The following is a 12,559-nucleotide window of genomic DNA, read 5'->3' on the forward strand; positions in this document are numbered from 1 at the left end:
AAACTAAAAACGGTTGTATTCGCGCAACTGGTTCCATAAGAAATCCGTGTTGACGTCGCGATACCCTTGGGCATTCACGCGTTCGCGTAGCTTGTGGGCGATGTCGAACAGGTTCGGGCTGTTTTGCATGCGCTCGAAACTGTCGAAAATCGTGAGGTTGTCAATCCATTGCGTAAGTTCCGGGAAACGCGGATCGTTGAAACGGTTTTCGCGTCCGGTCTTCAGGTATTCCAGGTAACGGTCGGTAATGCGGTAACCGTCTTCGATGAATATATCCATCGAATGAGGGAAAAGCGGCTCGCCCGTCAGGTATTCGTGAACGATGATTCCGAAACTGAAATAGTCGACGGATGCGGAAAGGTTCTCGCCCATGATCGCTTGTTCCGGGGCGCTGTAGCAGGGCGTTATCTGGCCACCGTATTCGGTGACGGATTCGCGGAGCTTTGCCTGTGCGTAACCGAAGTCGCAAATAAGAATCTTATGGTTGTTCTTGTGTTGCGGGTTCTGGCAAAGCAACAGGTTCTTGGGTTTCAGGTCTTTGTGGACAATCTGGTAGTAGTGCAGCTGGCTGATGGTGTTCGCAAGGTAGGCTAGCTGCGCTACACGGTGCAGGATGTCGTCGTCGGTGAGGTCTTTTCTGAAAAGCCTGTCCAGAGAACAGCCCTTGATGAACTCCATTTTCAGGTACGGGTGCCTACCGGCGATGCCTCCGCCCATGCTTTGAACCACTCCTTCGATGTTCGTGGCGTGAATCAGGTTGTTGATGCGGATTTCGTCCTGGAAAGCGCTCAGGAGCATATTCAGACGGTGCAGGCGGTTCTTGCCGGGGTTCGCCCAGAATTTGCAAATCTTGACGACGATTTCCTGTTCGACGTAGCGGCTCGGGTCGTTCGGATGTTCCAGCCAGAACTGGGCGCGGTACAGGTTGTTCGTGCCTTCGAGAGTCAGCGGCTCCACCAGCTGGATATGCTGCATCGCCCCGTTGTGCATGTATTCGGGATTCTGGTCAAACCACCTCTGGTATTCTTCCATGGTGTAGTTGGGGCGAAGTGCCAGGTTTCTGGATACGCGGTCTAATGTTTCTGCCAGAATGTTGCGAATCATGCCCCAAAGATAGCTATTTCGGAATTCAGAGTTCAGAATTCAGAGTTGATATTTTAAATAAATCTGAAATCCGAATTCCGAATTCTGAAATATTCTTATTCCATTGTCTTTTCGAGCGCCGTCGTAATGATATTGTATGCGTCTTCAACGGTATCGCAGATATGGAACAGCTTGAGGTCTTCCTTGTCGATCATTCCCGTGTCGGCAAGATAGTCCCAGTTGATAATCTTGTTCCAGTATTTACCACCGTAAATCACGACGGGCATACGGTCGCCGTATTTCTTGGTCTGGATAAGAGTCAGCAGTTCGAACATTTCGTCGAGGGTGCCGAAACCGCCGGGGAACACCACGAGGGCTCGCGCCATCTTCATGAACCAGTACTTACGGATAAAGAAATAGCGGAACTGCAAGTTCAGTTCGTCGTCGATGTAGGGGTTCGGGTGCTGTTCGAACGGCAACTTGATATTGAGGCCGATGGAGGATGTGCCCACGTCGTTTGCGCCGCGGTTACCCGCTTCCATGATGCCGGGGCCGCCGCCGGTCATCAGGGCGAATCCCTTGTGCTGCTTGTTGGCCCAACGGCCAAGTTTCGCGCCGAGTTCATGAGCGGCATCGTAGTATTCGGCGACAAGTGAAAGGCGCTTGAGACGCATGGCCTCTTTCTTGTTCTTGCAATTCTTCAGGCGTTTCTTAATCTCGCTCATGGGGAGCGTACGCGCCGAACCAAAGAACACGATGGTGTTCTTGATGCCTTCCTGGGCAAAAATCTGGTTCGGACCCATGAATTCCGAAAGAATTCGGATAGGACGGCCAACATCGCTATCAATAAAATCGGCGTTGTGGTAAATCATCTTGCCTGGAGTAAGCTTGAGTGTTTTCTTGGTCGTCATATAAAACTCCTTGTGTTCGGTTGAACGCTCGTTTACACCCAATAAAATACACTCAAAAAGCCAAAATGCAACAAAAAAACACTTTTTTTCTACTTGCAAATCAAAAAAACTTTATATTTGAGGCATGCTAGTTAAAATTTGGACCGACAGCTTTATCATTACAGGCGAAATCGACACGCTCCGCGACGAGCGCCTTACGGACTATATCCGCGAAAACAAGGACTTTATCGCTGTCACGCAGGTGAAAGTCAGCGACAAGAGTGAAAAGGACCTGTTCCGTACGCACTTCCTGAATGTGAGCACCCGCCACATCGAGATTATTCTCCCCGCAGAATAAAGACCGAACCGGCTAAACTCAGCAGATTCCTTACTCTGGTGCCGGTTCTCTCGCCAACACGGCTCGCTTGCGCTGAGTCGCTTTTGGCTCACGGACGACCGAACCGGCTAAATTCGGCAGAATCCTTACTCTGGTGCCGGTTCTCTCGCCAACACGACTCGCTTGCGCCGAGTCGTTTATGGCTCACGGACGACCGATCGTTCTCCTTTGTCTGAGCGTCATTCTGGAGACCGTAAGGTCGACGGAATCCATCAGCAACGTTTTTATGTAAAAAAAGTCCCCGCTTTTGCGAGGACTTTTTAAAATGCTTTTAGGTTCGATTACATGAAGAACCAAGTAGCGTAGACGCCAGCCTTCAGACCGAAGTCCAGACGAGACGTGTTTGCTTCTGTAGAAGCGCCGGCGATGCTCGTTTCGTTCGAGGCGAAGGAATAGTCAAAGCCCAAGCCAACTTTACCTGTCAGAATCATGTTGGGAACGAGTTCCGCATGGACGCCGAACATGAGGTCAATCAGGAAGTCACCGGAAGATGCGGTAACTGTGGTCTTTGTTGCAGGGTCTGTCGATTCGATTTCACCGTTGCTGACATAAATCAAGTCAATGCCAGCAGAGGCCGGCAGGAGCGGCATCGGCAAGAAATAGTCGAAGCCTGCACCGATTGCGAGTCCGGTGTGGTTGTCGCCTGCGTCAGTGGTGATGGTTCCTGCAGGGGTCTTGTTTTCGGTCGAGGTTTCGCCATAGTGGTACAGGCCGAGAATGGCGGTAACCATCATGCTTTCGTTCAGCTTGATCTTGACATCGATTTCCTTGAGGCCCTTGTCGGCGAAATTGGAGGTGAGGCCCATTCCGATGCCGAGGAATGCGCTGCCGTCAGATTTTTTCGCTTTCTTTGCGGGTTTTGCTGCAGGAGCCGGAGCGGGAGCTTCGTCTTCTTCTTCTACCGCGGGAGCAGCTTCTTCGCGGGCCGGGGCATCTTCTTCGTATTCATCTTCGTAGTCGTCCTGGGCGTAGCTATAGCTGCAGAGGGCGAGGGCCGTAATGGCGGCCAAAAACATCTTTTTCATAAAATACTCCTTATGGTTTGGTTTTCGTGAAATATAATCTAAAAAAACGCCTAGAGTATTGAACTTATGTAAAATCTGCTAAATAGGCAGGATACGAGGGGAATGCCAATCTAAAATTCCATCGCGATTTTCTTGATCAGGTAGCGGCGGGAGCTTTCGTCAAGTTTTTTCGGGTCGAATTCTACTCCCATCAGGGCCGCGTAAATGTTGAACGGGCTCACGGTCGTGCCCATGTTGTTGCACTTGACCTTGGTGATGATGGCGCCACCCGCAATCTGGATTCCGAGCAGGTGCTCGTTCAAGTTGATTTCTTGGCCGCGGTGGTTGAGTACCACGGGGAGCGTCTTGCTTTCGAACTTTTCCATGATGCCTGCGGGGATTGCGTCGGGCGTGAATGAATAAATCATCGCTGTCGGCATGTGCTTACTGAGCTTTTCCTTGAGCGGTTCGATGTTCACGATTTCCATGCCGCGCGGGAACGGTCTCGAAAGTTCTGCCATGATCTTTGGCAAGTTTTCCTTGGAAATGTCGAGCGGCTGCAACAGGTCCACGCTGATGACTTCGCAATAAGTTTCAAGGCCCAAAGGGAGCGCGCCCATGTTCGAAATACGCGGTTTCGGGCTGAAGCCTTCGCTGAACTTGATGGGAATGCCAGCACAAAGGAATGTACGCTCAAAGAAGCTGAGCATGTTCTGGTGCGGCAGGAATCTGCTGAGGCCCGTCTTCTTGAAGGTAATCTTGTAGCTGTGGCAGCTCTTTTGTGTGGGGCGGCGTTCGGCGACAAGTTTCTTGATTTCTTCGGGCGTGCGGCTCGGGGCCTTGTGACGTACCGGGTCGTTCGCGAGCTTGATTTCGGCGCCAAATCCTGGAATGCCGCACTTCTGGCAATCGCCCCATTTGCAGTTGGGCACCGGAGCGGAATCTTCCTTGAAGGCCTTTTCCCATTCGCCACGCAGGTACTGCTTGCTGGTTCCAGCGTGAATGAAATCCCACGGAAATACTTCGTCCTTATCGCGCATGCGGTACACCCAGCTGGTGTCGTAGCCGCATTCGTCCCAGACCTGCAACCACTTGTCAAAATCGAAACGGTAGGAATCGCTTTCGAAGGTAATGCCCTTCTTGTAAGCCGCGTAAATGACGGGGCCGAGCCTGCGGTCGCCGCGGCTGTAAATGGCTTCGAGGAAACTCGTTTCCCAACCGGCCCAGTTCACCTTTACGTTCGGGTGGCGGAAGAATCTTTCGCGCACGTAGCGGATATGCTTGAGCGCGGTTTCCTTGTCCATGAAGGGCGCCCATTGGAGTCCCGTAAACGACTTCGGAATGAGGATGCCCATACTCACGGCAATCTGGCATCCGCGCAGGTACTTGCGGCCAATCTTCACCAGGTTTTCGATTAAGTTGCAGAACGCTTCCATGTCCTGCTCATTTTCTGTCGGGAAACCGATCATTGTGTACAACTTAATTTTGTTGAATCCGCTACTGAAGGCGTGCTCGGCGGCGTTGTACATGTCCTGGTCGCTGATGGTCTTGTTGATCATCTTGCGGATTCGTTCGGAGCCTGTTTCGGGAGCGAAGGTCGCGCTACGGCCGCCCTTGAGGGCCGAAATCTTCTGGGCGAGCGTTTCGCCGAAGGCGTTCACGCGGATACTCGGAAGGCTCACGTCCACGGTGTCAAAGAACGGGTCGTCAATGATGGAGTCGGTCAGGCCTTCCACGGGCTTGTAGTCGGCGGTGGAGAGGCTGAGAAGTCCGAGTTCACGTTCGCCGGTCGCCTTGATGCCAGCCTTGGCGATATCCAAAACATCATCGGGGTCGAGTTCGCGGCAAGGTCTGTACCAGATTCCTGCCTGGCAGAACCTACAACCCTGGGCGCAACCGCGCATGACTTCCACGCTGAATCGGTTATGCACCAACTGCATGTTCGCAATCAGGTTCTTGATGGGGTAGTTCTTCGGGTCCATCACCGGAATGAACTGCCTGCGAACGCCGTTGGTATTCTGGTAGCTGCCCTTGGCGGGTTCAGCCGGAACGATGTCGCCAAATTCGTTGGTGATGACGGGGCGTAGGCTCGGTACGTACACACCGTCGATTTTGGACAAATTCTCTAATATCTGGGCGCGGGGGAGGCCCGCCTTTCTTCCTTCTCCTACGCAACGCAAAAACTTCACAATCATGTCTTCGCCGTCGCCGATCATGAAGGCGTCAAAGAAGTCGGCAACCGGTTCGGGGTTTGCCATGGCAGGGCCGCCTGCGACAACAATCGGATCTTCTTCGCGTCGGTCCTTCTGCCACACGGGAATGCGTGCGATGTCCAGCACGTAGGGCACGTTCGTAAAATTGAGCTCCGTCTGGAGCGTCATGCCGACCACTTCGAAATCACGCACGGGCGTGTAGCTCGCGTAGCTGTACAGCGGAATGTCGTACTTCTCCATTTCTTTCGCCATGTCGTCCCACGGCGCAAACGAAACTTCGCACAGCAGGTCGCTCTCGCGGTTGATCACATGGTACAGAATACGGATTCCGTTATTGCTCATGCCGATTTCGTACTTGTCGGGGAACACGAACGCCATGTTGCAGAGCATCTGGCTGTGGTCTTTGACGACACTGTTCGCTTCACCGCCCATGTATCTAGCAGGACTTTCGACGGCAGGGAGGGCAAGGGCAATTTTTTCAAGAATGGTCATAAAGGCAAATTTAGATTTATTTTATATCAATTCCGAATTCTGAGGTCCGAATTCCGAATTTCTTTAACTACATTTATGGACATGAGTATGGTTTCTTATTTCTTTTGGCTGGTTGCATTCATTGCCGGGGTCGTCGTTGCGTATTTCGTTCCCGAAACGAGTCTCTCTATCGGCGGAAAGTTCTTCTTTATCGGGGCGTGGGGCGTGGTCCTCGGTTTCGTCCTGTTCTCTATCTGCCGCAAGAAGGTCGAAAATGCCGAAGTCGAATTCACCGAAACGCTCAATTCCATTAAAGGCGAACGGTTCGACCTTGCGACAAGGATGCCCGTAAACGAGAAACCCGAACCTGAACCCGAAGATTTACCACTTCCGAAGGGTGCGGTTCCCGCAAAAGAAGCCTTGAAGAAAATCGAAGAAGTTGCACTCCGCGTTGGCTTCCCGCTGGAAGCCTGGCGCAAGTACGCGCGCTGCCTTTTGAAGGACCGGCCGGTTCCCGAGGTGGTCAAGGCGCTGGAAGAACTGCTCCCGAAACTTTTCCCGAACGCCTCCGGAATCCTCTATATGTATGCCGGGACGCAGACCGACCTGCACAAGGTGCTTTCCTTCGGCGGCTATATGATTAGCGACGATGTCATCCGTCCGGCGGAATGCGCCAGCTTCGATGCAGGCGATATTGTTATCTCGGACTACTCCAATCCGAACCTGACTGGTGGATGCACCCATTTGCACCACCACCCGCACGGAGTTTCCTTCTGCGCGCCGATTGAGGGTATCGAGGAACATTTCGGAATCTTGTCGGTGCAGACGGATGCCCTTCCCGATAACGAATCGATGGACGATTGGCATGCCAAGGTGAGTATCGTTGCGACTACGTTCGGCCAGTATGTGGCGAACCAGAACCTGAACATCCGTTTCAAGCAGCAGAGTATCCGCGACAGCCTGACGGGCCTGTTCAATCGCCGCTACATGGAAGAATCCCTGGCGCGTGAAGTCTCTGCCGCGATTCGCCATAACAGTCCGATTGGCCTTATCATGCTGTATCCCGATGCCATTGTGGACATCTTGCAGAGCAAGGGTCGCCATGCGGTTGAGCAGTTGCTGTGGGAACTGGGCCAGCGTCTTCCCGGTTACGTGCGCTCCGAAGATATTCCCTGCCGTTACGAAGGTGAAGTCTTCTGCGTTATTCTGCCGGGGGCAGACCTCAAGATTACGCGTCAGCGTGCCGAAAAAATCCGCAACGAAATTTCCCAGTTGCAGATTGCTTACGGTGACGCCATCCTCTCGACCACCCTCAGCGTGGGCGTCTCTGTGATGCCGGTGCATGCGGGCGATGCGAACACGTTGCTCTATACGGCGGGAGCCTCGATGCACATGGCGATCGAGGCTGCGGGTAACAGGGTCGTTCTCGCCGACTCCCTGCCTAAAAAATCCTAAATCAAATCAAGACATTGAAAAACAAAAACACAGCTGACTTGCGCCAGCTGTGCTTTTTGGGGGTTAGGAGGAGAACAAAGAGTTCTTGACTCTTAAATTAGAAAAAAACAATCCCCTTGACCACTTTTTCGTGTGACGTCTGAAACAAATCGTTGTGGTTTTTACAACGATTCACAACGATGGAACTCCTGTTCAAATGTCGATTTAAAGCCTTCTGTCTTGCAAGATTTGGTTTGCATTTGGAAATATTGCTATCTTGTTACATATGAAAAAGTTTATTGCGCCATTAGTGTTGCTCGTGCTGACCTGTTCTCTCGTGGCTTTCTTGACCATCGATGGTTCGGGTGTGCGTTCGTCGTTTGACGCCGAAGCTTACTTGTCTTCCCGCGCTAGGATTGACTCCCTTGAACAGGCTTTGTGGAATTCCCGCACGAGTCCTGATCGTCAGGTTGAAATTCGCCTGCAGCTTGATTCGGCCTGGGAACAGCTTTCTGCTATGCGTTCTGCTCCGGAACAATCTCCCGAAGAGGTGTCGACGGTTGGTGGAGTGCCGCTTTCCTTCGACACGGTCAAGTGGATAATCGTCGGTGTTGCGGCGATTGCAATTTGCGTGGTGGTGTTGGTATTGATTTTGCGCAAGCGTCAGGAAATTATTACGCGCCGTATGGAAGCCATCAAGGCGGAACGCTTCAAGGAAACGAAGGCCGGACTTGATGATGCTACGATTCCTCCGCGTCCGCGTCGTGAAAAGCGTTCGATTATAGCTGATGTCGAAGCCTATGCCGCGGCCCAGCAAAAGCGCGAAGCTGAAGCGGCTATGCAGTCGGTAGCCCCCGCCGCTGCTCCTGCGGCTTCTAACGAAACTCCGGAACCGAAGGTCGTCTTTGAAGATGAAAACGGCGTTCCCGAAAACAAGATCCTGACGGGCGCTCCGGATTCCAAGCCGACGCTTAGACCGACCGCCAAGGAGCGCATCACCTCTGCGATGCAGAATCTTTCCGATGTGTTGCGCGCGCCTCGCGGGCTCTCCCGTGAACGCACCATGAAACTGCGTGCGCAGAGCCGCAATATGACCGGCGACCCGAACTTGCAGGTGAAAAGCCCTCTCGAGATCACCCGCTTTGACCGCGAGTCGAACGAGAAGGTGAAGATTTTGCAGATGTCCCGTCGCGGTTTCCCGGCGTCCGCTATTGCGTCTAGCCTGAAGATTTCTCAGGAAAAGGTCGAAGCTGTCATTAAGGAAGCCATGGGCTAATGCGTTACCGCTTTCGTTGCGAATATCTGGGATCGGCCTTTTACGGCTGGCAAGCCCAGAACGAAGGTGGAAAGACAAAATTTGTCACGGTTCAGTCTGCGCTGGAAGAAGCGCTCGCTATTGCCCTGAGAACTCCTGTCCGTATTACGGGATCAGGCCGTACCGATACGGGAGTGCATGCGCGTGGCCAATGTGTCCACTTTGACTTTGATGGTGAAATAGACTGCGTGAGGCTGGAACGTTCCATTAACGGGTTGACCAAGCGGCTGATTCGCATCCGCGACTTGGAACCCTGCGCTCCGGATTTCCATTCGCGTTACGATGCACTTTGCCGTTATTACCAGTACACGATTTTTACTCGCCCCGTGGCGCTGATGCGCGATTTCGGTTGGGAATGCGGCTCGTTGAATTTGGATCTGGAATCGATGGAGAAAGAGGCGGAATCTTTCTTGGGGGAACACGACTTTATTGATTTCTGCATTCCCCGGAACGATGGCAAGCCGACGGACTGCATCTTGACGGAATTTAGGCTCGAACGGCTAAATGACTGGAGCTGTATGTTTCACATCAAGGGAAACCGTTTTTTGCACCGCCAGGTGCGCGCCATGGTCGGCACGTTGTTTGACGTCGGTCGCGGACGGTACCCCCTCGGGACCGTAAACCGCATTTTTGAGAAGAATTTCAAGGGCGAACGCACCTGGGCGCCCCCGCAGGGCCTTGTCCTGCAGAACGTCGAGTACCGCGATTACTAGTTGTGATACAGACTACAATATTCCATATTGGAATACTACATTTTTACTACAAAATTCTGTATTGTAAAGTTATTTTTTATATTTGTCTCGTAAACTCTCCCAATAAGGGGGCTATTATGTTTATTCAGGTGTTGAGATGGTTCGCTGACAAGATGTCGATGAAACCGGTGTCTGTGGATGCCGCGGGTTCTCGGACGTGTTCAAAAAAGAAGGCCGGTTTCACGATCGTGGAACTGATGGTCGTGATTATTATTGTGGATCTTCTTTCGGGCGTGGCTGTACCGAAATTGACGGACATGATTGAACGTGCTAAACAAAGGATCGATTTAATGACGCTCTATCAGCTTAGGGATGCGGTGAACAGGCATATGTACGAAAGCGATATGTTCTCGGTTGCGAATGCCGGGGATTCTACTTATGCTAAAAATTTATCAAATTGGCTTAAGGATGGTGCTGGTGCAACTCTATTTATTATGGAGCTGCACAGTGTTATGCCAGCCAATTTTCAGGGCAAGCGTGATGCGCAAAATAACGTTAGTGAGCTTATGTATAAAGGAGGTTTCTTAAAAGATGTCTTTGATGAAGCCGGAATGGGGGCCATCGGAGATATCGTTGCTCAACGTTACAAATACGCCAACAAAGCGGATTCAATAAAGGGTAATTCGAGATTTATTGCAACAACCGTATCGAACGGAGCAAATAAAAACTATGTCAGAACGTATCCCACCAAACCCGTATTCATCAGCAAAGCTTTAAATTACAGCAGTACCAACTCTGGAACAAACCAATATCGCGTTGGCTTTAAACTTCAATGGACGAATAAGGACCCTAATAGCCATTCTATAGAGGTTTTCATAGGTAAAGAGAAGGCTTCCGATGCCGAAGGACGGTGGGATAGTGCTATGTTGACTTGTCAGGGCGTTTGCTTCTCTACGTATGGGAGCAAAGGTTGCCAGAAATCAACTTGTGTCCGGTAGATAAATCAAGGTTGCCTTAAGGCAACCTTTTTGATGCTTAAATTACTAAAAAGTAAATGTGGCTAGATGCTGTCGTCTAATATGACTCAAGGATGAATGCGACGGGGAATTTCGGATCGTTATAGGACGTCTAGTGCCCGTAACTAAGTGGATTCTTCCCTCAATCTTCTAAATAAAGCTTTTTGTAATTTGACTTGTAATGAGCTTTTTACTAAATTTGGGCTACTTTGAGATTAGATATCGCACAAAAACTTGTTGATTCCGAAGACCGCCGGGTGGTCTGGTCCCGCTCCGATGCCCCCGAAATCTTCGACGAACTGCACCTCAAGGGCGACCTGGTAGCCGAGGTGTTGGTAAGCCCCGAAGGCGAAAGCAAGTGCCTTGTGACCGGTACAGTCTCCGGAGTGCAAACTCTGACCTGCTCCCGCACCCTGGAGCCGTTCGACCGCCCCTTTACGACCGAAGTCGTAATCGAGGTGACGCGTACCCAGGTGGCCAAACAGGAACTGGACGAAGACGATGTTGACGTCTTCGCCTATCAGATTCCCCAGGGGCAGAGCTTCGTAGATGTTTCCGAGTGCATCCGACAGCTGGTTATATTGCAAGAACCAGTCGCACCCGTGAAAAATCCTGACGAAGATTTTATCTTTGTAACAAACAATCAAGCCGACGGTGGTGACTCGGGCGAAAAACCCATGGACCCCCGTTGGGAAAAACTCAAGGCTCTTAAGAGCAAAATGGAAAATAGGAGTTAAAAATGGCAGTACCTAAAAGAAAAACCTCGACCGCCCGTCGTGACAAGCGTCGCACCCACTGGAAGATGGAAGTGCCCGCTATGGCTACCTGCGATCATTGCGGTTCCGTGAAGCGCCCGCACCGCGTGTGCCCGGTTTGCGGCTACTACAATGGTGTCGAAGTGATCAACATGAAGGATGCCGAAGCCTAATTAACGGTTCTACTGTTGTAAGGAGATGTCCATGGTTAAAGTTGCTCTTGATGCTCTCGGTGGCGATTTCGCCCCGGACGTAGTGATTGAAGGTGCGGTTAACGCCGTCAACAAGAATGCTAACCTGCACGTGGTTCTGTGCGGACCGGAGGCCGAGGTCAAGGCTAAGCTCGAAAAGCTTGGCTATGCTGGCAAAGGCATTTCCGTGGTCGATGCGCCGGATCCGGTGGCCATGGATGAACATCCTGTCGAAGTGCTCAAGAAAAAGCCCCATTCCGGCCTGGTGACTTGCGTTGCCTTGCAGAAGAAGGGGATGGTAGACGCCTCCGTGAGTGCCGGTAACTCTGGCGCCATGATGGCAAGCTGCCTTATGCTTCTTGGTCGCACTACAGACAAATTTAGCCGTCCGCCTATCGGCTGCGTGATTCCGACCGCTGACCGCCCGATCATCTTGGTCGATGCCGGTGCTAACGTCGACGAACGCGCCGCTACCTTGGTGGATTTTGCCATTGCCGGTTCCGCCTTCGCCGAGACCTACTTCGGTTACGAAAAGCCGAAGGTCGGCCTTCTCAATATGGGCGAAGAAGAACACAAGGGCCCGGCTGTGCTGCAGGAAGCTCACCAGTTGCTGAAGTCCGCTCCGGTAAACTTTATCGGTAACATCGAAGGCGAAACCCTTATCGAAGGTGTCGCCGACGTGGTCGTGACTTCTGGTTATACGGGTAACGTGGTTCTGAAGATGCTCGAAGGCTTCTACGAACTGCACAAGAAGATGTTCGGTGTTATCGATACCCCGAACGGTCGCCGCTTCGACGAAATGTGGGACTACCGCATGACGGGTGGCGCCTTGCTGCTTGGCCTGAACGGCACCGGCATTATCGCCCACGGCCGCTCCGATGCTCTCGCTATCGAAAAGGCTGTGGAAGTGGCTGCCAAGTATGCCGAAAAGGGTGTCTCGAAGAACATCAACGAACGCCTGCTCGCTATCAAGGATGAACCCTCCGAAGCAAAGTAAGCTCTAATTAGCTTGTTTGAAACCAGGTTTCAGGAGCCCCGATTCATTTCGGGGTTCTTTTTTGGCATAAAACGAACGCCTCCGTAGCGGAGGCGTTTGTT

At 51.9% G+C, this 12,559-nt stretch carries 12 protein-coding genes; 8 read left to right on the forward strand and 4 right to left on the reverse strand.

Going from position 1 to position 12,559, the window contains the following annotated elements; all coding sequences use genetic code 11:
* Positions 1 to 3: 3 nt before the first annotated feature.
* On the reverse strand, positions 4 to 1,104 hold the full coding sequence (locus BUA93_RS13800; RefSeq protein WP_072980368.1) for a protein kinase domain-containing protein: 1,101 nt from the start codon (positions 1,102 to 1,104) through the stop codon (positions 4 to 6).
* Positions 1,105 to 1,199: 95 nt separating this feature from the next.
* Complete coding sequence (locus BUA93_RS13805; RefSeq protein WP_072980370.1) at positions 1,200 to 1,994, reverse strand: LOG family protein; 795 nt, start codon at positions 1,992 to 1,994, stop codon at positions 1,200 to 1,202.
* Positions 1,995 to 2,118: 124 nt separating this feature from the next.
* On the opposite strand from BUA93_RS13805, the gene BUA93_RS13810 reads away from it, so the two are divergent.
* On the forward strand, positions 2,119 to 2,331 hold the full coding sequence (locus tag BUA93_RS13810; protein WP_072980375.1) for a DUF6812 domain-containing protein: 213 nt from the start codon (positions 2,119 to 2,121) through the stop codon (positions 2,329 to 2,331).
* 320 nt (positions 2,332 to 2,651) lie between these two features.
* Here the strand turns inward: BUA93_RS13810 and BUA93_RS16360 are convergent, their stop codons facing one another.
* Positions 2,652 to 3,395, reverse strand: coding sequence for a hypothetical protein (locus BUA93_RS16360; protein ID WP_072980377.1), 744 nt, complete (start codon positions 3,393 to 3,395; stop codon positions 2,652 to 2,654).
* A gap of 110 nt (positions 3,396 to 3,505) precedes the next feature.
* Positions 3,506 to 6,079 (reverse strand): TIGR03960 family B12-binding radical SAM protein, encoded by a 2,574-nt coding sequence (locus tag BUA93_RS13820; RefSeq protein ID WP_072980379.1) that lies wholly within the window; start codon positions 6,077 to 6,079, stop codon positions 3,506 to 3,508.
* A gap of 81 nt (positions 6,080 to 6,160) precedes the next feature.
* Between BUA93_RS13820 and BUA93_RS13825 the strand changes: the two genes are divergently transcribed.
* The 7 genes from BUA93_RS13825 to plsX all read left to right on the forward strand — a co-directional run bounded on the left by BUA93_RS13825 (position 6,161) and on the right by plsX (position 12,458).
* A complete protein-coding gene (locus BUA93_RS13825) occupies positions 6,161 to 7,513 on the forward strand; it encodes a GGDEF domain-containing protein (protein WP_072980424.1) in 1,353 nt (450 codons plus the stop codon).
* A 265-nt stretch (positions 7,514 to 7,778) separates the two neighbouring features.
* Positions 7,779 to 8,768 carry a hypothetical protein gene (locus BUA93_RS13830; protein ID WP_072980380.1) on the forward strand — a complete coding sequence of 330 codons (990 nt, stop codon included), beginning with the start codon at positions 7,779 to 7,781 and terminating at the stop codon, positions 8,766 to 8,768.
* A complete protein-coding gene (gene truA, locus BUA93_RS13835) occupies positions 8,768 to 9,520 on the forward strand; it encodes a tRNA pseudouridine(38-40) synthase TruA (protein ID WP_072980382.1) in 753 nt (250 codons plus the stop codon). Before BUA93_RS13830 ends, truA begins: the two co-directional genes overlap by 1 nt.
* 116 nt (positions 9,521 to 9,636) lie before the next feature.
* Positions 9,637 to 10,497, forward strand: coding sequence for a type II secretion system protein (locus BUA93_RS13840; protein WP_139258105.1), 861 nt, complete (start codon positions 9,637 to 9,639; stop codon positions 10,495 to 10,497).
* A 227-nt stretch (positions 10,498 to 10,724) separates the two neighbouring features.
* The gene (locus tag BUA93_RS13845) at positions 10,725 to 11,252 is read left to right on the forward strand and encodes a YceD family protein (RefSeq protein ID WP_072980385.1); all 528 of its coding nucleotides are present in this window, start codon (positions 10,725 to 10,727) and stop codon (positions 11,250 to 11,252) included.
* Between the two features lie 2 nt (positions 11,253 to 11,254).
* Positions 11,255 to 11,443 (forward strand): 50S ribosomal protein L32, encoded by a 189-nt coding sequence (gene rpmF / locus BUA93_RS13850; RefSeq protein WP_072800982.1) that lies wholly within the window; start codon positions 11,255 to 11,257, stop codon positions 11,441 to 11,443.
* A 31-nt stretch (positions 11,444 to 11,474) separates the two neighbouring features.
* Positions 11,475 to 12,458, forward strand: a complete 984-nt coding sequence (plsX, locus tag BUA93_RS13855; protein WP_072980426.1) for a phosphate acyltransferase PlsX — start codon at positions 11,475 to 11,477, stop codon at positions 12,456 to 12,458.
* Positions 12,459 to 12,559: the final 101 nt, after the last annotated feature.

This window comes from Fibrobacter sp. UWH4 (assembly GCF_900142475.1).
Lineage (GTDB): Bacteria > Fibrobacterota > Fibrobacteria > Fibrobacterales > Fibrobacteraceae > Fibrobacter.

What these genes read in the sequence shown, in the direction of transcription:
- BUA93_RS13800 (WP_072980368.1), bottom strand. Translation starts at nt 1,104, where the DNA reads ATGATTCGCAACATTCTGGCAGAAACATTAGACCGCGTATCCAGAAAC.
- BUA93_RS13805 (WP_072980370.1), bottom strand. Translation starts at nt 1,994, where the DNA reads ATGACGACCAAGAAAACACTCAAGCTTACTCCAGGCAAGATGATTTAC.
- BUA93_RS13810 (WP_072980375.1), top strand. Translation starts at nt 2,119, where the DNA reads ATGCTAGTTAAAATTTGGACCGACAGCTTTATCATTACAGGCGAAATC.
- BUA93_RS16360 (WP_072980377.1), bottom strand. Translation starts at nt 3,395, where the DNA reads ATGAAAAAGATGTTTTTGGCCGCCATTACGGCCCTCGCCCTCTGCAGC.
- BUA93_RS13820 (WP_072980379.1), bottom strand. Translation starts at nt 6,079, where the DNA reads ATGACCATTCTTGAAAAAATTGCCCTTGCCCTCCCTGCCGTCGAAAGT.
- BUA93_RS13825 (WP_072980424.1), top strand. Translation starts at nt 6,161, where the DNA reads ATGAGTATGGTTTCTTATTTCTTTTGGCTGGTTGCATTCATTGCCGGG.
- BUA93_RS13830 (WP_072980380.1), top strand. Translation starts at nt 7,779, where the DNA reads ATGAAAAAGTTTATTGCGCCATTAGTGTTGCTCGTGCTGACCTGTTCT.
- truA (WP_072980382.1), top strand. Translation starts at nt 8,768, where the DNA reads ATGCGTTACCGCTTTCGTTGCGAATATCTGGGATCGGCCTTTTACGGC.
- BUA93_RS13840 (WP_139258105.1), top strand. Translation starts at nt 9,637, where the DNA reads ATGTTTATTCAGGTGTTGAGATGGTTCGCTGACAAGATGTCGATGAAA.
- rpmF (WP_072800982.1), top strand. Translation starts at nt 11,255, where the DNA reads ATGGCAGTACCTAAAAGAAAAACCTCGACCGCCCGTCGTGACAAGCGT.
- plsX (WP_072980426.1), top strand. Translation starts at nt 11,475, where the DNA reads ATGGTTAAAGTTGCTCTTGATGCTCTCGGTGGCGATTTCGCCCCGGAC.